At 55.7% G+C, this 20,518-nt stretch carries 20 protein-coding genes and 1 pseudogene; 12 read left to right on the top strand and 9 right to left on the bottom strand.

From position 1 onward, the window contains the following. Positions 1 to 35 precede the first annotated feature (35 nt). Entirely contained in the window at positions 36 to 950 is a 915-nt protein-coding gene (locus tag LRO94_RS13550; RefSeq protein WP_179179054.1) for a LysR family transcriptional regulator, read from the bottom strand. A 163-nt stretch (positions 951 to 1,113) separates the two neighbouring features. On the opposite strand from LRO94_RS13550, the gene LRO94_RS13555 reads away from it, so the two are divergent. Next, positions 1,114 to 2,124: a zinc-dependent alcohol dehydrogenase family protein gene (locus LRO94_RS13555; RefSeq protein WP_179179053.1), complete on the top strand. Its 1,011-nt coding sequence runs from the start codon at positions 1,114 to 1,116 to the stop codon at positions 2,122 to 2,124. A 934-nt stretch (positions 2,125 to 3,058) separates the two neighbouring features. Next, entirely contained in the window at positions 3,059 to 4,594 is a 1,536-nt protein-coding gene (locus LRO94_RS13560) for a sensor domain-containing diguanylate cyclase (RefSeq protein WP_179179052.1), read from the top strand. A gap of 924 nt (positions 4,595 to 5,518) precedes the next feature. Here LRO94_RS13560 and LRO94_RS28075 read toward each other — a convergent pair. Continuing rightward, positions 5,519 to 5,746: a DUF6555 family protein gene (locus LRO94_RS28075; RefSeq protein ID WP_032891251.1), complete on the bottom strand. Its 228-nt coding sequence runs from the start codon at positions 5,744 to 5,746 to the stop codon at positions 5,519 to 5,521. A 456-nt stretch (positions 5,747 to 6,202) separates the two neighbouring features. Here LRO94_RS28075 and LRO94_RS13565 point away from each other — a divergent pair, with 456 nt between their 5' ends. Then, positions 6,203 to 6,850, top strand: coding sequence for a hypothetical protein (locus tag LRO94_RS13565; RefSeq protein ID WP_032891252.1), 648 nt, complete (start codon positions 6,203 to 6,205; stop codon positions 6,848 to 6,850). Positions 6,851 to 6,947: 97 nt separating this feature from the next. Further along, the gene (locus tag LRO94_RS13570) at positions 6,948 to 7,100 is read left to right on the top strand and encodes a hypothetical protein (RefSeq protein ID WP_177326466.1); all 153 of its coding nucleotides are present in this window, start codon (positions 6,948 to 6,950) and stop codon (positions 7,098 to 7,100) included. A gap of 36 nt (positions 7,101 to 7,136) precedes the next feature. Here the strand turns inward: LRO94_RS13570 and LRO94_RS13575 are convergent, their stop codons facing one another. Continuing rightward, positions 7,137 to 7,391, bottom strand: coding sequence for a Pathogenicity locus (locus tag LRO94_RS13575; protein ID WP_032891253.1), 255 nt, complete (start codon positions 7,389 to 7,391; stop codon positions 7,137 to 7,139). Positions 7,392 to 7,459: 68 nt separating this feature from the next. On the opposite strand from LRO94_RS13575, the pseudogene LRO94_RS13580 reads away from it, so the two are divergent. After that, positions 7,460 to 7,660: pseudogene (locus LRO94_RS13580) on the top strand (phage tail protein); the annotation flags it as partial. A 90-nt stretch (positions 7,661 to 7,750) separates the two neighbouring features. On the opposite strand, the gene LRO94_RS13585 reads toward LRO94_RS13580, so the two are convergent. Next, positions 7,751 to 8,311, bottom strand: a complete 561-nt coding sequence (locus LRO94_RS13585) for a fasciclin domain-containing protein (protein ID WP_122753200.1) — start codon at positions 8,309 to 8,311, stop codon at positions 7,751 to 7,753. Positions 8,312 to 8,742: 431 nt separating this feature from the next. Further along, entirely contained in the window at positions 8,743 to 9,309 is a 567-nt protein-coding gene (locus LRO94_RS13590; RefSeq protein ID WP_179179051.1) for an isochorismatase family protein, read from the bottom strand. 214 nt (positions 9,310 to 9,523) lie between these two features. On the opposite strand from LRO94_RS13590, the gene LRO94_RS13595 reads away from it, so the two are divergent. From LRO94_RS13595 to LRO94_RS13605, 3 genes are all read left to right on the top strand, one after another. Continuing rightward, complete coding sequence (locus tag LRO94_RS13595) at positions 9,524 to 10,126, top strand: hypothetical protein (RefSeq protein ID WP_143499365.1); 603 nt, start codon at positions 9,524 to 9,526, stop codon at positions 10,124 to 10,126. A gap of 92 nt (positions 10,127 to 10,218) precedes the next feature. Beyond that, positions 10,219 to 10,839, top strand: coding sequence for a hypothetical protein (locus tag LRO94_RS13600; RefSeq protein ID WP_179179050.1), 621 nt, complete (start codon positions 10,219 to 10,221; stop codon positions 10,837 to 10,839). 559 nt (positions 10,840 to 11,398) lie between these two features. Next, positions 11,399 to 11,596 carry a hypothetical protein gene (locus LRO94_RS13605; RefSeq protein ID WP_095184895.1) on the top strand — a complete coding sequence of 66 codons (198 nt, stop codon included), beginning with the start codon at positions 11,399 to 11,401 and terminating at the stop codon, positions 11,594 to 11,596. A 54-nt stretch (positions 11,597 to 11,650) separates the two neighbouring features. Here the strand turns inward: LRO94_RS13605 and LRO94_RS13610 are convergent, their stop codons facing one another. Next, positions 11,651 to 12,889 (bottom strand): MFS transporter, encoded by a 1,239-nt coding sequence (locus LRO94_RS13610; protein ID WP_095184894.1) that lies wholly within the window; start codon positions 12,887 to 12,889, stop codon positions 11,651 to 11,653. Between the two features lie 157 nt (positions 12,890 to 13,046). Here LRO94_RS13610 and LRO94_RS13615 point away from each other — a divergent pair, with 157 nt between their 5' ends. After that, on the top strand, positions 13,047 to 13,859 hold the full coding sequence (locus LRO94_RS13615) for a class I SAM-dependent methyltransferase (protein WP_122763682.1): 813 nt from the start codon (positions 13,047 to 13,049) through the stop codon (positions 13,857 to 13,859). Positions 13,860 to 13,996: 137 nt separating this feature from the next. Here the strand turns inward: LRO94_RS13615 and LRO94_RS13620 are convergent, their stop codons facing one another. Next, positions 13,997 to 14,383 (bottom strand): TIGR03067 domain-containing protein, encoded by a 387-nt coding sequence (locus LRO94_RS13620; protein WP_032891263.1) that lies wholly within the window; start codon positions 14,381 to 14,383, stop codon positions 13,997 to 13,999. A 240-nt stretch (positions 14,384 to 14,623) separates the two neighbouring features. Here LRO94_RS13620 and lpxO point away from each other — a divergent pair, with 240 nt between their 5' ends. After that, complete coding sequence (lpxO, locus tag LRO94_RS13625; protein ID WP_032891264.1) at positions 14,624 to 15,523, top strand: lipid A hydroxylase LpxO; 900 nt, start codon at positions 14,624 to 14,626, stop codon at positions 15,521 to 15,523. A gap of 18 nt (positions 15,524 to 15,541) precedes the next feature. Here the strand turns inward: lpxO and ligD are convergent, their stop codons facing one another. Together ligD and ku are read right to left on the bottom strand one after the other, a co-directional pair. Next, a complete protein-coding gene (ligD, locus tag LRO94_RS13630) occupies positions 15,542 to 18,004 on the bottom strand; it encodes a DNA ligase D (protein ID WP_179179049.1) in 2,463 nt (820 codons plus the stop codon). A gap of 24 nt (positions 18,005 to 18,028) precedes the next feature. Then, positions 18,029 to 18,856: a non-homologous end joining protein Ku gene (gene ku / locus LRO94_RS13635; protein ID WP_032891268.1), complete on the bottom strand. Its 828-nt coding sequence runs from the start codon at positions 18,854 to 18,856 to the stop codon at positions 18,029 to 18,031. A 184-nt stretch (positions 18,857 to 19,040) separates the two neighbouring features. Between ku and LRO94_RS13640 the strand changes: the two genes are divergently transcribed. Together LRO94_RS13640 and LRO94_RS13645 are read left to right on the top strand one after the other, a co-directional pair. Then, on the top strand, positions 19,041 to 19,355 hold the full coding sequence (locus LRO94_RS13640) for a hypothetical protein (RefSeq protein WP_032891269.1): 315 nt from the start codon (positions 19,041 to 19,043) through the stop codon (positions 19,353 to 19,355). 11 nt (positions 19,356 to 19,366) lie between these two features. After that, a complete protein-coding gene (locus LRO94_RS13645; protein ID WP_179179048.1) occupies positions 19,367 to 20,515 on the top strand; it encodes a PQQ-dependent sugar dehydrogenase in 1,149 nt (382 codons plus the stop codon). Positions 20,516 to 20,518: the final 3 nt, after the last annotated feature.

Consider the following 20,518-nt stretch of genomic DNA (forward strand, 5'->3'; position numbering starts at 1 on the left):
ACCCAGTAGCCACCGTATACGAGACTCAATGATCGCTATGCTTCCATCCAGTCAGAATGAAGCTGCGGAAAACGCATTTGCAGCCACTCAATGAAAGCTTGAACCTGGGGGGCCAGATGAGTCCGGCTCGGGTATAGCAACGATACAGGGCGAGGGGCTGGCCGATAGTGCTTTAAAATTTCCACCAAACCGCAACTGGATAAATGCTCGGCCACGGTAATCCCGGGTGCCTGGATTATTCCGAAACCCGAAACACCACACTGCACGTACGCATTTGACTCGGTGACGGTGATGCCGGCGTTAGTCACAAATGATTGATCCTCACCATTCACCGAAAAATGCCAAGGCAATGTTCTGTTGCTCTGACCTGATAGGAAGTTGACGCCTCGATGGGAGGCCAGATCGTCGAGTGTCTCGGGTTCGCCGTGCTCGTGCAGATACTCGGGCGCGGCACACGTCACCATGGTCGCCATCGCGATAGGACGAGCGATCAAGGTTGAATCCGGTAGATCGCCGATACGCAACGCACAGTCGATACCTTCGCCAATCAGGTCGACGGCCCGGTCAGTGACGCCCAGAACCATGTTGATACCTGGGTAGGAGGTGGTGAATTCTTTTAGGCTTTTGATGAATTCCATTTGCGCGAAAGCGGTCGGAATATCGACGCGAAGTCGGCCCGTGAGTGTTGCTCCAGATCTGTCGAACATCGAAGTCGCAGCAGAAATATCAGCCAAAATCTCCTGTACCCGCTCATAGAATCTCTCGCCCTCGGCGGTAAGGGCCACCTTTCTCGTGGTGCGCTGAAACAGGCGCACGCCCAATGACGTCTCCAGCTCCTGGATGTACCGAGTCACCTGAGGGCGGCCGATGTCCAGCGATTCGGCGGCTTTAGTAAAACTGCCGAGTTCGGCAAGCCTGGCGAAAAGTCGCATCGATTGAAGCAGTTCCATGACGCGTTCCTATCAAACCGATTGAATCAAGAGATTGTTATCTAAGAATAGAATAATCATGTCTTTTCGTACGCATTTATTGCGCACAGTCAAAAGCGAAAAATACACCCAAGGCGGAACCGACTCTGGTTCGAAGCCATTGGCGTGTATTTGGAGATTCGCAATGAAAGCTTGGTTATTGAAAGATTTCGGACTCGACAACCTACAATTGGGAGAGGTAGCGACCCCTCAGCCCAAGGCTGGCGAGTTGCTGGTAAAGGTCGGTGCTGTCTCGCTCAACTTTCGCGACAAGGCTATCGTCGACGGTATTTATGAACCGCACATGGTGCCCAAACCGTTGATTCCCGTGAGCGATGCCGCTGGCACTGTGGTAGCGATTGGTGAAAACGTCACGCGCTTTAAAGTCGGTGATCGCGTCAACTCCCATCTTTACTCACGCTGGCTGGATGGCGAGCCAGGGCCGAACGAACCCGATTACTGCTTCGGTTCGCCGTTGCCCGGCGGTTTGGCCGAATACATGATCATCCATGAAGACAGCGCCGTCGGTGCACCCGACAACATGAGCGACGAAGAGGCGGCAACACTTCCTATTGCTGCGCTCACGGCTTGGTATTCGCTAGTGGATTTTGGGCAAATCCAGCCGGGCCAGACCGTATTGGTTCAAGGCACTGGAGGCGTGTCGATATTCGCCGTGCAGATCGCTACTGCGCTTGGCGCGAAGGTAATTGCAACATCGAGCAGCGACCAGAATTTGCAAACCGTGAAGGATCTGGGGGCCGTGGCGGGCATCAACTACAGAACGACACCGAACTGGGCGGAGGAAGTGCTGAAGCTGACCCAAGGCAAGGGCGTGGATCTGCTACTCGATGTGGCCGGAGGCAGCGGCATCAATCAATCGGTCGCGGCGACCAAGGCATCGGGGCGTATTGCGCAGATCGGTTTTCTCACTGGGCAGACCGTTGAACTCAATCTGATGCCACTTATCTTTCGCCAGACGACCATTCGCGGTATCGCAGTAGCGCCGCGCTCATCGTTCGACCGGATGAATACGTTCCTCAACGAATACGAGATTCGTCCCGTGATCGACCAGGTATATCCGTTCGAGAAAGCACGAGAAGCTTACGAGCATCTCGCGAGGGGAGCATTTGGAAAAGTAGTGATCAAAGTTGCTTAGCAGCGATAAGGCGCCAATTTGGCGCCTTTTTTTCTCGCCTGTTCCAGCAGATTCGCTACTAGAGTCTGAGCCGCAAGAATGGGATTCAAATGTCTGCTATTGGCCGGAAGCAGTCATTGCGCGGACACCGCGTGAATTGTTTAGCGGATTGACTTGTTGCAGGTTCGAATCTTTCCTTCACTGCCACATTCTGAAAACGCAAACCATGATATTTCTAGAAAAAGTCGGGTTTTGTGGTTTTTGGCGTCCAAAAAAATGGCCCATGTGACCACTATGCGACTTGCGCCACATTTTTGCGCGGTTTTAGGATCGCGATCTAGAGCCCGATTGTTTTTTTATGAACCTACCGTTATACCCATGACTCCCTAGGGGAGGGGCCAAATTCTTTAGCCCGCCTTCAATCGTTTGAGAGCTTGGGTAGGAAGTCATGTTTGGCGCTAGAAGCGATCGTCATCCCGCAATGAGTGCGTCGGCTCATTTACTCGCTGTGATTGCCCGCGCACCCACCGCAGTAGAAGCTCGTCAGCATGAGATTCGCGCGCGGGAGTTGATACTGAAACACCAATCAGAAGACACCGTCTCCAGGCTCGACGCAGACAATCTGCGGATAATTTTTACAGTGGCAATTGAGAAACGTCTGTATGAAATTGCAAGCGTATAGGTGCTGAGCATTGTCTAAATCGATCTGGTAATCGCACTGTTGAAAGTAGACATCGAGTACGTCGCGGTGCGCCTACTCTGGTCCTCACCCCGTATTCGCTCATCACAGCAGTTTCGTAACGGAGATCTTGCCTAGATTCATAACGTGAAGCATGGGCTTATTAAGCCTATATTGACTCGGTATCCCGATCGCTTTGGATACGCTCAACCTGGATCTTGATGAGTTTAGATGACTCACAGGAAGGTTCAGCATTTCCACGCTATGATGAACTCAATGAAAAACATAACGCTCGTGTCTGGCCGATTAACACCTAAAGCTCTTTCTGTGGGTCTGGTGGCTTTCATCTTACTGGTATGCGTCATGCTGGTGTCCGCAATTGCCTGGCAGCTAAAGCAGTCAGCGGACGAACGATTGACGAATGCCAAAATTGCTGTGCGCAACATTGTTCGGGCTTCCGACCAGCAGGCTCAAGATACCTTGCGTCAGGCTGAAAGCATTCTCAGCAACCTTGCAGAGCGCGTCGAAAATGACAAGTTTAGCGAGGAGCAGAGAGTTCGTTTATCCAAAGTAATGGCCAACAACGTTGAGGCAACCGACGGCATTCAAGGATTGTTCATTTACGACAAAAATGGCGACTGGGTCGTAAATTCATTTTCCTCAGAGACGGTCGCAAAGAATAATAGTGATCGTTCTTATTTTATCTACCACAAAAACCATCCTGGTTCGGCCATCCATATAGGCGAGGTCATTTTGAGCCGCACCACCGGCGATATGATTATCCCTGTCAGCCGTCGCACTCAATACCCCGATGGCAGTTTCAGCGGCGTGGTTTTAGCGACAGTACCCGTCGCATACTTTCAAAGTTTCTTTGATCGTTTAGACTTAGATAAAAAAGGGGTGATACTGCTCGCACTGAATAACGGTGATTTGCTAGCCCGCCGGCCCATGATTGACGCGCTAATGACGACTAATATCGCAAAGGGAGAGCTATTTAGTCGGTATTTAATAAACAGCGACGACGGAACCGCCACCCTGACGTCCGTCGTGGACGGGGTGGAACGAGTCTATGCATACAGCCGCATACGTGGCCTTCCGATCGTAGCAGCAGCAGGTTTTTCGTTAGATTCAGTATTTGCTACATGGTGGACATACGTCTATCAGGTATCGCTTATGGTGGTGCTTATAATTTTTGTGCTGACCAGTCTGGGTTTTCTCTTTTATCGACAAATTCAACGTTTGTTGGTGGCAGAAGAAGAACTGCGTCTTGCGCATCAAGATTTGGAGCATATTGCTAAAACAGACAGCCTTACGGGGTTGCCCAATCGTAGGTGTTTCGACGCTACATTGGCACAAGAATGGTCGAGAGCATGCCGCACTGGAAATAGCTTAGCACTCATACTTATCGATATAGACTGGTTCAAACAGTATAACGACCATTATGGCCACGTACTCGGCGACGAATGCTTAAGGCAAATCGCAGAGTTGATAGGTAAAAATATAAAACGTCCAGCCGATCTGGCTGCGCGGTATGGTGGCGAAGAGTTTGTAATCCTGCTTCCAGAAACAGAACTTGCAGGTGCAGTAAAGATCGCTGAGGAAGTGCGCTCAGCAATTGAGGCTGCAAAAATAGAACACAAAGGCAGTACTGCAGGCATTGTCACGATCAGCTCAGGTGTCATTTCTAACCACCAGCGTGGCGTGATTGTAGCGATTGATTTGTTGGAAAAAGCTGACGTTCTTCTGTATCACGCAAAAAAACTTGGGCGAAATCGAGTTGAGCATCATTCGCGGGAAGTCGTAGAAACATAATGCGACTCGGCTACTGATCCAACTGACTTTCGTGGGTTTCAGGATTGGAGAAGTCATAGCGAAGGTCCGCTTTTGACCGAATGCTGCGATGTGAGATGTCTCAGGAGTAGTGGGGCTATTTGGTGGTTTGTGTTCAGTCGGCAGGCCGCCGGGGAAGGGTTATGCAGTTTCGGCATGGGCTGAAATTTGCCCGCTGGGACCAATCTTGGGACCAACGGGTGCATTTCGGTGCTTTATCGTTGATTACTAATGACGACTTGGCCCAGTAAACACTGATCAGCAGTAATCATCAGAATGCGTTTCATACCGCATGGTGATGTTAGCTGTGGAGATCAATTACTTTACCTATCAATGGGTTGCGAGCATGGCAGCAGGCGCCGTCAGGCATGCATCAACAGCGACATCAAGGCGCGAAACCCGGTCGCTGAGCAAAAAAATGGGGATGTGTGTTGGAATTTGGCGCGCATTGTCGCATATGTGTGACGACAGTTGTATGGCAGAGGACGACGGGTATTAAGAACTTTCGACGCCGGGCCCCTATTAATGCCTTTGCAGGTAACGTTCGAGTTAGGGGGCTCTGGAGTCCATGACGGCAGGAAAATAAAAGGCGTCTCAAGGCCCTGTGGCTTTCCCTTTTTCTGACGCTCTGCGTATTCACCGACGATTTTAAGGGGGGGGCATGGCAGGGGCATTCCACAAAACCAAGCGGTCTGCACCCGTTTTAGTGCGCTCCACCACTTCCCCCCAGGCGACCTCGCGACAGACGTGGGCCGTCTTCGTCTCTTTTTCAATCTCATCCAAGGGCGGTTCGGGCTTATTCAACAGCCGAGCTTGCGCTGGAGATCATCCAACTAAGCCCGGCCACCGCGCCGGGTTTTTTATTCGCGAACTTTGCGAGTTAGAACTGCGGCGGCGCCCGTGGTTTTACCCGGCTTTATTCCAACGGACCTTCGTAATACCCAGCTTGTCGGCAATTTTTAATATTGAGTCCCGAGACAGACCTATCGGTATCCAATATTCAGGGCCCTCACCAGCGTGTCTTGTGGCCATGCGAATCGCATCGCTTTCGCTGAACGCCGTTGCATTCGTATAGAAGTGCTCCGGCTTCCCATCGTGTAGATAATGAATTTTATAGGGTATTAAATTTTCCATTAGAGCCTCTTGGCCGAAGCCGTACCCAAAAGGGTCAATCCTGGAAACTGGAATTCAGAGAGGTCTGTCGGGTGGTGATACCGAGAGATAGGGTGATGGCCGAACTGCGGACGCTGCGTTATCTGATCCGGTAAGCGTTGGACTAGTTAGCCTTCCGATCGTTCGGTCTATCAATTTCATGCAGACTTTTGAGGCTTTAGCCGTCACTAAGGTCCTTTCTTTTTCGACCCCGCCACATCTTCCGCTCTGAGCAGGGAGTGATGCCTGAGCTGATTCAAAAACGCAAACTGTTATTGCCGTCGCAGCGCAGATACTTTAGATGCCCAAGAGGCGGGACAAACCGGGCAAGCAAGGAAATATAAAGCGCGTTGTCAGGTTTTTACTGAGGATTAATGTCTAGAGTTTTTAGTCTGATTCGCACACGATGGCGCTTAGGTAAGTTCAAGGATGTAGTACATGCGTAATACCTGGTTGCTCCTGTTTTCTTCGTCTATCGCCCTTGCTGGTTGTGGGGGGTTCCCCTCTGTTCCCTATGTCGATCCACCTCAGGCCGACAATACGGCTCGCGTTCGTGTGATCACCAATTCTAATGTGTTTGGCGATAGTGTGACGGGCAGCTGCGCCCCGGATACTCGCCACAAAATGGCTGAAGCTGGCCGCTTCTCAGAGGAAGGGCAGCCGAGCATTAACTACCCCCAGTACCCACTTAAGCCCGCCAGTCTTGGAATGCCGGGAAGGGTTTCACCCAAGCTTCAGCAGTACATCGGATCTGTTCGGATGGCCGAAGGCCTATACACCGAGATTGTGGCTGAGTACCGCGTTAAAACGGATGCACCCTTTCAGATCGCAACATTGGGTGCGTCCGCCGGCAGCTACGGCAGCACTTACGCTGTTTGCCCAGGCCAGGCGAAAGTATTCACTCTAGAGCCCGGGAAAGACTATGAGGCCTTGGTTGGACTCAGCAGCGCACCAAACGCGGATGGGAATGCGGTGCTTATGTGCATGTTTGGCTTAGTCGAGCTTACCTCTATCCCTAACCTGCCGTTTGCATTGCCAAAAAGGCTCGCAGGTACGGAGTCGCCGCAAACGCGTTGCAAGGATTAAGTAGCACGGCTCATATTTTTTACTGAGTTTTCATATCTGAGCCCAGCGCGACTGCTGGGCTTTTTCGTTTTTGGCTAAGAAGACATTTTGTTCAATCATGCCCCGTGTAGACGAGCGCATGGACTGTCTGCTGCGCCTGCTCGACAAGGCAATTGCCGATGCTGTGGACGCTGCAAAGGCTTCCGGTCTGCCCCAACGCTTGCTCCATGCCCATGCACAGACCCATCAGATAGTAGGGGATTCTCCATGACCAAAAGCAACCCGACTGGGAGTCAATCGAACGTGCCTACCGGGCCGGGATTTGCTCTGTAGAGCGCTTCGCAAGCTCCACTGCAGCGGTGATGGCCGCTCTGGCTTGAGGGCTATTCTTCCAGCAAGTCGAGCCTAATGCCGCGGATGCTTGAGCCAGGATGTCACTAACATTTGATTTGCGGAGTTCGGCGAGCGATTCGATACCCATTTGCTCAAGCCGAGTAATGACGGTTGGTCCTACGCCTTTGAGCGCGAGCAAAGCGGCTCTTTCCTCCGGTGAAAACGGCATCGTAAATTCCTTTTTGGGCGATGAGTCCGCGCAAGTGTGCCTGACGCTACAGGGTGCCTCAACAGGTCGGTGACCTTTGGACGATCATGCCGAACGGACAGACGCCGCTGCTCAAGCGTTCGTTTGTTCACGGTGCCTGGGACTGCTGGCAGGTTCGTTCACTTAGACGGCCGCAGCGTGGCGACATGATCGTGATGCAGGTCGGGCACACGGTTCACCCTCATCATGCCGGGATTTACCTAGGCGCTCACCCAGCGCCACCCGGCGAAATTTCCATACCTTGAATTCGGACTAACTGAAGTGTCTATGCAGGTTGCCAATACCCGGCAAGCTTTGCGTCTGCCGGGCTTAAAGAGCGCTTAAGGCATCAACACTGAGTCCACAACATGGATTACGCCGTTGGACTGCATTACGTCTGCGATGCTGATACCAGCCTTACCGCCTTTGGCATCCACCACCCAAAGCTTGCCGTCATGCAGCTTGATATTCAGCGACTCACCTTGAACTGTTTTCAACACAACGGTGCCGCCGTTCTTTTTGGCTTCGGCCATCAGCTGTGCCGATGTGTGAGTGCCCGGCACGACGTGGTAGGTCAGAATTCTAGTTAGGTCGGCTTTGTGCTCAGGCTTGACCAGAGTATCGACGGTGCCCGCTGGCAGCTTTGCAAAGGCTTCGTTTGTGGGGGCGAACACGGTGAACGGACCTTTGCTATTGAGCGTATCAACCAGGCCGGCAGCTTTGACAGCGGCTACCAATGTCGTGTGGTCCTTCGAGTTGACCGCGTTCTCAACGATGGTTTTGGTCGGGTACATAGCTGCACCTCCGACCATTACGGGGTCGGCACCAAAGCTGAACGTTGCAGTTACGGAGAGAATCGCGAAGCAGGCTGTTGCAGCAAGTTTTTTGAAAAAAGCGTGCATGATGTATCTCCTTGGCTCTTATGCCCTCCGGGTGAGGGTATTGAATCTACGAGCCAACGATCAAAGTGGATGCACCTCCTCATAAAATAACTTTTTAAGCGCAGTGCCTGCCTGTTCAAACCTGTCGGTTACTTTCACTGGAATGCCACCCACGCTGGATGCCTGGACAGGACGGTATGTTAGGGGTTCGACTCTGTTGTGAGGGATCACGCAATGAAGCGCAAGTTGCCATCCCTATTACTGGCAGACGCTGGAATGATCGTCTGCTCCGGTGTTTGGCTTGGAGCAGCGTTGGGGGAAAAGATAAAGGTCACTCCAATTGCGATATGCGCTAGGTATTTTCGGTACCCAAAGGACATGCTTACGCCTGTCGAAATAGCTGGCGATTGATGCGTGTCAAATGCTTCTGCGGCACTGGGTACCTTCATAGTTCATAGCGTGAATTGTGCGATCACTTCGTCCGATGACATTACGTCGGCGTATTCATCATTGAGTATTGCCAGGGTCAGTTCATGAACGGTTGTCGCGTCCCAAGACTTTCCATTCGCCCCAACAACGGGCACGGCGGTCGTTGCATCTGACGGTAAGATGATGCTGTATCCGAGCGCTTTCCCCGCACGGACGGTGGCGTCCATACTGTTGTGAATAACAACGCCCGTCAGCACCAACCGTTTTACTTGCATCTGTGTGAGAGTGGCATCCAATTCGGTGCCAACAAAGGCGCAGTTTTCCTGTTTGATGATGACGGCTTCTCCCTGTATCGGTGCGACCTCTTTCTTGATGCCATTCCATGGGCCGTCGACGAAGTAGCTGGATGTAGGAGTGCGCTCATCGTGCTTCACATGAATAACTGGCCAGCCGTTTGATCGCCAATGGCCTAGAAGGCGCTGGATCACTGCCAAGTATTCAGGATTACTTTTTCCATCCCAGTTTGGTCTATCAATCGCATCTTGAACGTCCAGGATAACAAGCGGGATCGAGCCTGGTAGAGCTGTCATTTGAACCTACTCCTTCAACTGAAAAGCGCGGACTTAGTGTGCTGGACCTAGCCTCCACCAGCAACGCATTACAGGAAAGATGTTCTGAGCGCCCTAGGCTTTACTGCGCGCGCTCAAGAAGCCCCGCGCTCTAGTCATTGTCATGATGCCCATTGGCTCAATTCCGCTTTTGAAAGTCGCCGTGATAGCCTTTCTGGATGATTTGGAGGGATCCATGAGAAAAATTACCGTCGCGCTTTTGCTGATTGTTTTTGGATGTGGAATAGCCGGTTCTGGATGGAGCGCATATCAGGGCCGTGACAATGTGGCTAAAGCGTCATCATTAGTCGCCTCGCACCTACTTGCTTTTGACGCTGAGCCGGCATTAGACCTGTCTAGCTTCTTGGCGCGCGGTGAAGATGCCGAGAAGGCGCTAACAGCGGATTTGCTGGAGATGCAATCTGCCGATTGGTCGGGTGCTGAGACGAAAAAAGACGCGGCAATCGAGTTCACATCTCGCGCCATAAGCGTCATACGCACATACACGCGCTTTCGGATGTCCAACTTACAAGTGGGGTTGACTAAGCGACGCCTGTTAGCAGAAGAGGGCGCTTTAGCTCAAGAAACTGACCCGAGTCTCAGAGACCTGGCCTCTCATCGGCTGCAATCCTATAAAGACAAGTATGTGGAAGAACTGCGTGATTTCAACCATTTGACGACTGCCATTGGTATGCACTGCGAGATGCTGTTAATTGCCAATGATGGGATTAAGGTGGTGTTCGGTGAGAGCATGGGGCTTGATGTTCCGACTCAGGAGTTCATGAAACAGCTTCTGTAGCCCTGCCTTCATATCCGTTGAATCAATACGCTCTGCGGGTTAGAGAAGTGGCAGTAGTGGTACCGTCTATACAGCACCCTTGAGCCTGCCTAATGAATCGTCCAAGTCCACCTCACCACGTCGCCGCACCACGCACTGAAAATCCCGCCGCCCACCCATCTATTTGGCAGGGTGGTCCGGACTTACCGATCACTGGCAGCACGGGTTCGGCCATTTTGGGCTTTTGCGCTGCGGTGATTATGTTATTGCCTGCCTTCGGGCTGGCGATCTTGCTCGTTATCGGGCTCGGTGCGATGCAGGATGTGCCGTCCAGCGATGAGTCGAGTTTTACAACGTCGTCCCTCATCCTGTTCCTGCTCGGCTCTGTCGTGGTTATGGGATTGGTCTTCGCGTGGATTTTCTCTGAGCCTAGGGTGCAGGCCTTTACGTTCGACGAAAACCAGCAACTGCTTACCCTCACTGTCATCCGTCGCGCACGTAAACCCACCCAAGTGCGCGTGCTGTTTAGCGACATTATTTACATCTGCCCCTACGTAGTCGCTTCGTATGACCGCGATGGTCATTTCAGCGTTGTGTATCGGGGGCCGAAGGACAAGGTGTTCGAATACCAATTTGCTGAGGGTACTTCCCTGAAAGAGATGGAGTTTCATGCTGCCTGGCTGCGAGGAATAATTGGCGAGCGGATGCACGAACTACTGAATCTGGACAAATGAACGACTCATACGGTCCATAAGTGAGAGGCAGTTTCAGTTGCCCAAATCAGGAGTAAATAAGTGTTCTCAGGAAAAAGCGCAGCGTTGTGGGGGCTTCTATCCGCTGCCACTGCAGTCGAGGCAGCTACAGCAACTCACCCGATACGCGAAGAAAAGGTCGCCGTCAGCTTCATCGCTGCACTTGAGATATGCGACGAGCGAAATCCCGAGCGTGGCTTGACCCTAGAAGGACTGGTCAGTGATCCCACCTTCAGCGAAGAGAGAAAGTCCGAGTTCCGGAGGGTCAACGCTGATCCTTCATACAAAGCGGCAGTCTCGGAAATGAAGTCCTTTCTGCTCCAACCTCCACTTGCGGATGTCCTGCGTGATATTTGTGAAAACCTGAGGAAGACGAGTCCGGACGGGTATCGGTAATCAGTGCGTGCACAGGTGGTAGCTAAAAGGCCCGCACACGATGCCTGTATTTTTTCGCCATTCGTCTAATGCTTGGCACTTGCCAGGATCTGCCGCCTCACATCTTTAAGCGCGGATATCCCGAGCGTAAGAACGGAGAGCCAGCATGGACATCAATGAGAACGCCCCCGGCAATCTTTCACAGCAGGCCGTAACACGTGGCACAGACAACGAGACAGGCCACGACCCGAGAAATGATGAGGACAATATCCCTCTGCCGCCGGACGATGATGCACCTCTAGAAGAGGACATGTCCGATGTCGATGCTGCCGATTCGGTCGCCAGCGAACATCCCGACAACTGAGTATGTGTAGAGAAAGGAACCCGGCCATGTGCCGGGTTTTCTGTGTCGCTTCTATCATGCTGCAGGCACATGGGGCGCATAGAGCGGTTTCTCCAACGTCTCCGGCATCGCCACCCACAACAGCACCAACGCAGCGCCCGCCACGCCCGCCAGGGTTAAGAAGGCCGCGTTATAGCCCGCCTGTTGCACCACGAACCCCGCCAGGCTGTTGCTCAGTGCCGCGCCCAAGCCAAACACGGTGGACAGCGCACCCAGGCTGACATTGAAACGCCCGGTACCCTGGGTCAGGTCTTTGACGATCACCGGGAACAGCGCGCCGAAGATCCCTGCACCGATGCCGTCGAGCATTTGCACTGCCACCAGCCAATAGGGATCGCTGGACACGGTGTAGAGCACGCCACGCAGCGGCAGAATCATGAAACCGAATATCAGCAGCGGCTTGCGTCCCCACACGTCAGCCTTGACCCCTACCAGCCAGGCCATCGGTACCATCACCAATTGCGCGGCGACGATACAGGCCGAGGTCAGCGGGGTGGCCATCTGCAGGTTGATCTGGGACAGCTTCTGGCTGACCAACGGCAGCATGGCGGCATTGGCCAAGTGGAACAAGGCGCAGCAAATGGCAAACAGCAGCAGCGGACGGTTGGCCAGTAATACCTTCAGGCCCGACGGTTGTTCATGATCGGTGGCGTGGGCAGGGTCGAAGCCGCGGGCCACTTCATGGTCGATGGCCTTGGCTGACACGCAACTGACCGCGACCACACTGGCCACCGCCATAAACGCCATCAGGTAGAACACCACCACCGGTCCGAACAGGTAGGCCAATCCACCGGCGAGCAGCGCGGCCACGGCGTTGCCGGCGTGATTGAAGGTTTCATTGCGCCCGGTGCGGCGGGTAAATGCCCGCGGGCCGGTGATCCCCAGGGAAATAGCGGAAATCGCCGGGGCGAACACGGACGCGGCGACGGCGCTGGCAGCTTGGGTCAACGCCACCAGGCTGAAGGAGCTGACGAAGGGCAGCACCAGGCAGCTGGCGGTCACCAGGATGGCGGCAAGCGCAACCACGGCGCGTTTGCTGCGCGTGCGGTCGATCAGTGCGCCCGCCGGGCCCTGGGTGAGCAGCGCGGCGATGCCCGCCAGGGTCATGACCACGCCGATGCTGGCCGGGTCCCACTTGTGCACGGCCAGCAGGTAGATGGCCAGGTACGGGCCGAGGCCGTCGCGCACATCCGCCAGAAAGAAGTTCAGACTGTCCAGTGACAAGGCATTTCGCAGGTCGGAGTGATTGGCCACGATGACGGCTTCGCAGAGGGGGCGTTCAACGGCTGAACACTCATTGCGTTAATGACCTGCGCGGTGAGCGTTAAGTTTCCGCAGTTGCCTGGAGTTTCAATACGCCGGCATGTGGCTTATCTTCGGTGCCCCGCCGTAAGACTTATCTGGAGACGCAATGGACATGCCCTCAGCCCAACAGGCAATTGCCAGCAACAAGGACGCCTGGGACCAATCTGCCGGCCTGCATAAAACCACCGACACCTGGAGCGCATTGCTGACCGGTGTTGGTAACGCCGATTTTTCCTGCCTGGACCCAACCATTACAGGGGTTCTGCAGGACCTGGGTGTCGCCGGCAAGGACGTGGTGCAACTGGGCTGCAACAACGGTCGAGAAAGCCTGTCGCTGTTCGCCCTCGGCGCACGCTCGGTGGTGGGGGTGGACCAGTCCGCCGCGTTTCTCCGGCAAGCGCGTGAGCTTGCCGATGTGTCGCCTCATGCTCCTGAATTTATCGAAAGCGATATCCACCAGTTGCCGCAGCGGTTACACGAGCGCTTTGATATCGCCCTGGTCACCATCGGCGTGCTCGGCTGGATGCCGGATGTGGCGTTGTTCATGCGCCATGTCGCCAGCACGCTGAAGCCCGGCGGTTCGCTGGTGATGTACGAAACCCATCCGTTCCTGGAAGTGTTCGACCCCAGGGCGCAGAACCCGCTGCTACCTGCCAGCTCGTACTTTCAGCTTGAACCCTTTGTGCTGCAGGAGTCGATTGTCTATGAAGGTCAGGGTGAGGTAGTCGGACCGACTTCCTATTGGTACGTGCACACGTTGGGCGATGTGGTGAGCGCCGCGATTTGCGCAGACCTGCAGATCAGTCACTTGCAGGAATACGCGCATTCCAATCGTGAAGAACTCTACGATCAGTACGAGCACCAAGCGGCGCAATTGCCGCTGTGCTTTACCTTGACCGCCACTAAAAGGCCTGCCTGATACGGTTTGTCCACGCAAAAAAAAGCCCGCTTAAAGAGGCGGGCCAAGGGATTCACTGGAGTAGGTAGGCTTTACCCTATCGCGCCGAAAGTGAAGGCTGTGTGAAAAGCACGTCGCAGGTTCGGACGGCGTATTGATCAAGCGCGCCGCACGAAGCTGCGCATGGTCTGACCGGGGCCGGTGCTGAAGACGGTGGGCCTGGGCATCCCTTCATCGGCCGCGATAAATACAAATTCGTCGCCATCAAGGCGGTAGCTGGCAGGCAACGGCTTGCCGGCGTCATCGCCCATGGAATCGACCCACGTAATGCTTTTTGGCGTAGTGCTGCTGTCCAGGGAGAATCGGCCGGCCAGCAACAGGTCGCCCTGCACGGTTTTCACTTCGAAGCGGTCGCCTGAAATGGTGGTGATGGCACCGGGCGCAGTGTGAGCGTCTACCGGGTTCAGGACACCGTTGTCCTCGAGTGAAGTTTGCTCCCAGGCTCCCTGAAGGGCCTGATGATCCGGATCTAAAGTGGGCGACATAACCATTCCTTGTAGTTGTGCAGGTGCGAACCCTGCCTAAGTAGACAGCTTTTCACAATTCTTAGTTAACTTTTCGTTACAGAATATGGCTAAATAACTGCCAATGGCCATGTAACCGCTTGTCATCAAGCCGCTCATGTTGCCTGTCTGTGAATTGTGATTTCAGGTGCTGCTATTCATCCTCGGCCGTCGTGGGCACGCAGGAGCAGCCTGTTCTCTACTGACGTGTGACGAAATCCCTTGAAGCTCATCATTGTTGTTCTCTATGTCGCCTCCATTGCGTATGTACACCTGCGTGGCCGGGTGCGACACAAACTGGGTCGCCAGCTCAGTGACCATTCAACCTTCCTGGCACCCATCAACTGTTTTCTATACCTGTTCTCCAAACTCCCCGGTCGACCGTTTCTCTCGCCCAGCGACTTCCCTGATCTAAGCCCGTTGCAGGAGCATTGGGAAGAGATTCGCCAGGAAGGCCAGAACCTCATGAGGGCAGGGGCAATCAAGCGCTCTGACCAGTACAACGACGTGGGCTTCAACTCGTTTTTCAAGTCGGGCTGGAAGCGTTTCTACCTCAAGTGGTACGGCGACAGCCATCCTTCCGCAATGAAGCTCTGCCCGCGCACCACCGAGCTGGTGCAGAGCATCGGCTCGATCAAGGCCGCGATGTTCGCCGAGCTGCCGCCGGGTTCCAAACTGGTACGCCATCGCGATCCCTACGCCGGCTCTTACCGCTATCACTTGGGCCTGGATACCCCGAATGATCCTGGCTGCTACATCAACGTGGACGGTGAGAGCTACTACTGGCGTGACGGTGAACCGGTGATGTTCGACGAGACCTATATTCACTACGCCGAAAACACCACGCAGCAGAACCGCATCATCCTGTTCTGCGATGTCGAGCGACCGATGAAATACCGCTGGGCTGCGGCGTTCAATCGCTGGTTCAGCCGCACAGTGATGGCGGCGGCGGGTTCGCCCAACGACGCTGGCGACAAGACCGGCGGACTGAACCGAGCGTTTACGCGTCTGTACAAGATCCGCCTGCGCGGCAAAGAGCTGAAGAAACGCAACCGCACCCGTTACTACCTGGAAAAATGGGCGATTTTCGCGGCCTTGGCGCTGATCTTCGTGCTCATCTAACGCTCGGCCAGGGCGCCCTCATTGCGGTGGCTGGGCGCCCAGTTTGTCCCACATTTTTTTGCTGATCTTCTGCCTATGGGCATAACCCGCCCACGGATCCTCCTTCAGTCCCTGTAAGCGTTGGTGCAGATTGGCCACCGTCCACTGCTGCGCGCCACTCAACCCCTGCAACTCCTTACGACTGACCGGCACCGACACCGGCAGCCCTGGCCGAGCCCGTACCGAGTAGGCGGCCACGGTGCTCGCGCCCCGTGCATTGCGCAGGTAATCGATAAAGATCTTGCCCACACGGTTTTTCGGCCCGGAGGTGGCGGTAAAGCGTTCCGGCAGTTGCTCGGTCATAAACTGGGCAATGGCTTTGGCGAAGGCTTTTACCGGCTCCCAACCGTCCCGTCGTGCCAGCGGCACTACCAAGTGCAGGCCTTTGCCGCCGCTGGTTTTGACGAACGCATCGAGGCCCAGTTCGTCCAGTACCGACAAGGTGAGTTGTGCCGCTTCCAGCATGCTTTTCCAGGGCAACGCGGGATCCGGGTCGAGGTCGAGCACAAACAGGTCAGGGGTTTCGATCTTGTCTGAGGTGGCGCCCCAGGTATGAAATTCGACGGTGCCCATTTGCACAGCGCCGACAAGTGCCTGGACGCTGTCGATCTCCATCAGCCGCGCGTGGCCTGGGTCCAGCGCGGCGTCCAATTGCTTGATATGGGGAATCGCCAGGCGTTCCGAGTGCTTCTGAAAGAACTGCTCGCCCTCGATGCCTTCCGGAGCCCTGAGCAAGGACACCGGGCGATGGCGCAGAAAGGGCAGGACCCATTCGCTGATACTTTCGTAGAACTGCGCCAATTGCTGCTTTTGCGTGCCGCTTAGTGGATCGATCACTCGCTCAGGGTGGGTGATCTTCAACACGGTCCTGGCTTGCGGGGCTTTCATGGATTCAGCCACCTGCGGCTGTTCGTGCACGATCTGCGCGGCCGGTTTATCGCTGCGCAGGCCCATAAAAGTGGCGTGGCGCACCAAACCGTCACGGGTCCACTGGGCAAACTGTACTTCGCCCACCAGCGTCGGCTCCACCCACTGCACGCCTCGCGCCTGGGCACTGGTCAGGGGTTTGTGCAAAGGCGAGGTTTTGCGCGCCCGCGCTTTGAGCTGCGTGTAGATAGCCTCCAACGACGCTTGATCAAAACCGGTGCCGACGCGACCGGCGTACCTCAACCCTCTGTCGTCATTCACCGCCAGCAGCAATGCGCCAAAACCGCTGCGCGAACCCTGGGGACGGGTATGTCCGACAATCACAAACTCCTGGCGCAAACGGCATTTGAGCTTGATCCAGTCAGTGCTGCGAGCGGACGTGTAGGGGCTACCCATGCGTTTGCCGATCACGCCTTCCAGGGCCAGGTTGCAGGCGCTCTGTAAAATGTCCTGATGATGGGCGGTGAAGGCTTCAGAAAACCGCAGTAACTTACTTTTGCTTCCGGACAGCGCGGCCTTGAGCATGGCCCGGCGATCCTCTACGGGGGCCTGGCGCTGATCTGCGCCATCCAGAAACGGCGCATCGAACAGGTAATAGACGAGGTCCAGGCTACGGCCGCTGTCAAAGGCATTTTGCAGGGCCTGGAAATCCGGTAAACCTTCAGGGTTGAGGCTGACCACTTCGCCATCCAGCCAACTGTCCTTGAGTTTGAGGGCGTGCAGGGCCTTGACCTGCCGCGGCAGGCGCTCGGTCCAGTCATGGCCGTTACGTGTAAACAGGCGGACTTCGCCGTCGCGAATCCGCGCCAGCATGCGGTAGCCATCAAACTTGATTTCATACTGCCAGTCCCCGTCGGGCGCGCGGTCTACCAGGGTTGCCAGTTGCGGTGTGAATTGCTCGGGCAGTGCAGCGGCTGCTTTCTTGGCTTTCGGCTGGTTCTTGGTGGGGGCGATGGAGGCATCACTGAGCACGCTTTTAGGCTCAGCCTGCACGATGTCGTAGTCGGCGGCAGGGCGCGCCTGTTGGTCTTGCTCTTTGATCAGCAGCCACTGTTCCTTGTCACCGCTGCCTTTCAAGCGAGTGCGCACCAGCGCCCAATCGCCCGAGAGTTTTTCACCTACCAGCGTGAATTTGAGTTTGCCGGCGGCGTAAGCCTTGTGTGGGTCGTCATGGGGTTTCCAGACCCCACGGTCCCAGACAATCACATCACCGGCGCCGTATTGACCGGCCGGGATGCTGCCTTCGAAACTGCCGTAGCCCAGCGGGTGGTCTTCCACGTGAACCGCCAAGCGCTTCTGGCTGGGGTCGAGGCTTGGGCCCTTGGGCACGGCCCAGCTTTTGAGCACGCCATCGAGTTCCAGGCGAAAGTCATAGTGCAGGTTGCGTGCGTCGTGCTTCTGGATCACGAACGACAGTGCTGACGTCTTTCGTTTGCCCGTGGTCGCCTTGCCGGAAGGTTCTGCGGTGATCTCGAAATCGCGCTTGCGATTGTATTCACTCAGCGGCTTTGCCATGGGGTTCTCCCTGTAATGCCAGGCTCAAGAGGCCTTTTTCTTGGCGGTTTTTTTCGCCGCAGGCTTACCCGCCAGGCTGCGCTTGAGCAGTTCGGTCAGGTCGAGCACATCGGCCGACTTGCGCTCTTCGCTGCCTTCCTTGGATTCCACATCTTCAATCTTGCCGGCCTTGGCCTTCTTCGCCACCAGCGCCATGATTTTTTCCTGAAAGCTGTCGCGGTAGGCATCCGGTTGCCAGTCGGCGCTCATGTCCTCCACCAAGCGCTTGGCCATGTCCAGTTCACCTTTGGCCAGGGAGGGTTTGGTTACGTCGCTGCCCAGTTCCAATTCATCCAGGCTGCGCACCTCGGCGGGCCAGCGCAGCATCACCAGCACCAGTGCGGACTCCAGGGGCATCAATGCCGCCAGGTGCTGCTTGGTGTGCAGCACCACATTGGCCAGGGCGACCTTGCGGGTTTTCTTGAGGGTTTCCCGCAGCAGCGCGTAGACCTTGCCGCCGCGTTTGTCCGGCGCCAGGAAGTAGGGCGTGTCGATGTTCTGCAAGGGGATCTGGTCGCTGGCGACAAAGGCGATGATTTCGATGGTCTGAGTGGACTTGGGGTGGGCCGAGCGAATCTCCTCTTCGCTGAGCACCACATAACGTCCCTTCTCAAACGCTACGCCTTTGACGATGTGCTCCTTGGTCACTTCCTTGCCGGTGGTTTTGTTGATGCGCTTGTAGCCCACCGGGTCCATGCTGCGCTTGTCCAACCAGTCGAAATCCACGCCCTGTGCGGACGTGGCGGAAACCAGCGATACAGGGATATGAACCAAACCGAAGCTGATGGCGCCTTTCCAGATGGCCCGTGGCATAAGTGCGATTCCTTGAGAAGAGACTGTGTTCGGGTGACTCGCGTGCGGTTAAAAAAGTTTCCCTGGATGGATGCGCGGACAGATCGTGTTACACCTGATGAGGAAGTATTTAGTTACCAAAGCCGAACCCCAGGCGTAGCGTGGTATCGAAAGCAGGTACTCCTCGTCCCAGAGAGGCTTTGTCATGATCACCCGCGTGCGTCATCTTGCAGTGCTGGCGCTGAGCCTGGCACTTGCAGCCACCGCTCAAGCGCAGAACCTGCCTGGCGGCAACAACACCAACAATGGCCCCATTCACCGGGCCAACCCCAACAGCATGCAGGGCACGCAGCCCAATGCGCCGGCGATTCGCGGTATCCAGACCGTGCCGGCCACGCGTCCGCCGACCCTGGAAAACGGCGGCATCGGCAACCGTTACCCCCAGCGTGAGGCCGCGCCCAGCCGCCCGGCCACCGACACTAAAGCCCCCACGTTTGATGCCAACGGCAATCGCCGGTAAGGACTCGTCTTATGTTTATACGCAAAACCCTGTTAGCCGTTATGTGCGCGACGACCCTGACGACGGTCTACGCCGCCGATTCGCAGCAGTTCCCCAGTGAACAAGGCAGCCTCACTGTCACCTCGATCGTCAAAGGCCTGGACCACCCATGGGCCGTGGCGTTTCTGCCGGACCAGCAAGGCTTCCTGGTTACCGAACGCCTTGGCCACCTGCGCGTTGTCAGCCCGGATGGCAAACTCTCGGCTCCGCTGAGCGGCGTGCCTGAGGTGTGGGCCAAGGGGCAGGGCGGTTTACTCGATGTGGTGCTGTCGCCCGATTTCAAAGAGGACCGCACGGTCTATTTGTCATACGCCGAAGGCGGCGGCAAAGGCGGCACGGCCGGCACTGTGGTGGGACGTGGACGTTTGGCGGCGGACCTCAGCGGCCTGATCGATTTCAAAGTCATCCTGCGCCAGGAGCCGAAGCTCTCCACCGGCAATCACTTTGGCTCGCGCCTGGCCTTCGACCAGGATGGGTACCTGTTCGTGACCCTGGGCGAAAACAACGACCGACCCACTGCCCAGGACCTGGACAAGCTGCAAGGCAAGGTCGTACGGATCTACCCCGACGGCCGCGTGCCGGATGACAACCCCTTTGTTGGTCAGCCGGGCGTACGCCCCGAAATCTGGTCCTACGGCCAACGCAACCCACAGGGACTGGCACTGAACCCCTGGAGCGGCACGATCTGGGAAAACGAGCACGGCCCCCGTGGTGGTGACGAGATCAACATCGTCGAACGTGGCAAAAACTATGGCTGGCCCCTGGCGACGCACGGCATCAACTACTCCCTGACGCCGATTCCGGAGGCCAAAGGCAAGACGGCGGAAGGTACCGTGGCGCCCCATCATGTGTGGGAAAAGTCACCGGGCATCAGCGGCATGGCGTTCTACGACAGTGACCGGTTCAAGGCGTGGCAGCACAACGTGTTCATCGGCGCGCTGGCCAGCCAGGAGCTGATTCGGTTGCAGTTCGAGGGCGACAAGGTCATCCACGAGGAGCGTTTGCTGGGAGGTTTGAAGGCGCGTATTCGCGATGTGCGGCAGGGCCCGGATGGCTTTTTGTATGTGCTGACGGATGAGGATGATGGTGCGTTGTATCGAGTCGGCCTTAATCAGGACTGAGGC

Origin of the sequence: Pseudomonas sivasensis, assembly GCF_021391435.1 — a bacterium.
Classification (GTDB): Bacteria; Pseudomonadota; Gammaproteobacteria; order Pseudomonadales; family Pseudomonadaceae; genus Aquipseudomonas; species Aquipseudomonas sivasensis.

Bases quoted from the DNA above. Each gene is read 5' to 3' on its own strand.
- LRO94_RS13595 (WP_143499365.1), top strand. From the start codon at position 9,524: ATGAGAAAAATTACCGTCGCGCTTTTGCTGATTGTTTTTGGATGTGGA.
- LRO94_RS13555 (WP_179179053.1), top strand. From the start codon at position 1,114: ATGAAAGCTTGGTTATTGAAAGATTTCGGACTCGACAACCTACAATTG.
- LRO94_RS13575 (WP_032891253.1), bottom strand. From the start codon at position 7,391: ATGCCGTTTTCACCGGAGGAAAGAGCCGCTTTGCTCGCGCTCAAAGGC.
- LRO94_RS13565 (WP_032891252.1), top strand. From the start codon at position 6,203: ATGCGTAATACCTGGTTGCTCCTGTTTTCTTCGTCTATCGCCCTTGCT.
- LRO94_RS13570 (WP_177326466.1), top strand. From the start codon at position 6,948: ATGCCCCGTGTAGACGAGCGCATGGACTGTCTGCTGCGCCTGCTCGAC.
- LRO94_RS13560 (WP_179179052.1), top strand. From the start codon at position 3,059: ATGAAAAACATAACGCTCGTGTCTGGCCGATTAACACCTAAAGCTCTT.
- LRO94_RS13605 (WP_095184895.1), top strand. From the start codon at position 11,399: ATGGACATCAATGAGAACGCCCCCGGCAATCTTTCACAGCAGGCCGTA.
- LRO94_RS13620 (WP_032891263.1), bottom strand. From the start codon at position 14,383: ATGTCGCCCACTTTAGATCCGGATCATCAGGCCCTTCAGGGAGCCTGG.
- ku (WP_032891268.1), bottom strand. From the start codon at position 18,856: ATGCCACGGGCCATCTGGAAAGGCGCCATCAGCTTCGGTTTGGTTCAT.
- LRO94_RS13550 (WP_179179054.1), bottom strand. From the start codon at position 950: ATGGAACTGCTTCAATCGATGCGACTTTTCGCCAGGCTTGCCGAACTC.
- LRO94_RS13645 (WP_179179048.1), top strand. From the start codon at position 19,367: ATGTTTATACGCAAAACCCTGTTAGCCGTTATGTGCGCGACGACCCTG.
- ligD (WP_179179049.1), bottom strand. From the start codon at position 18,004: ATGGCAAAGCCGCTGAGTGAATACAATCGCAAGCGCGATTTCGAGATC.
- LRO94_RS13600 (WP_179179050.1), top strand. From the start codon at position 10,219: ATGAATCGTCCAAGTCCACCTCACCACGTCGCCGCACCACGCACTGAA.
- LRO94_RS28075 (WP_032891251.1), bottom strand. From the start codon at position 5,746: ATGGAAAATTTAATACCCTATAAAATTCATTATCTACACGATGGGAAG.
- LRO94_RS13590 (WP_179179051.1), bottom strand. From the start codon at position 9,309: ATGACAGCTCTACCAGGCTCGATCCCGCTTGTTATCCTGGACGTTCAA.
- LRO94_RS13585 (WP_122753200.1), bottom strand. From the start codon at position 8,311: ATGCACGCTTTTTTCAAAAAACTTGCTGCAACAGCCTGCTTCGCGATT.
- LRO94_RS13640 (WP_032891269.1), top strand. From the start codon at position 19,041: ATGATCACCCGCGTGCGTCATCTTGCAGTGCTGGCGCTGAGCCTGGCA.
- LRO94_RS13615 (WP_122763682.1), top strand. From the start codon at position 13,047: ATGGACATGCCCTCAGCCCAACAGGCAATTGCCAGCAACAAGGACGCC.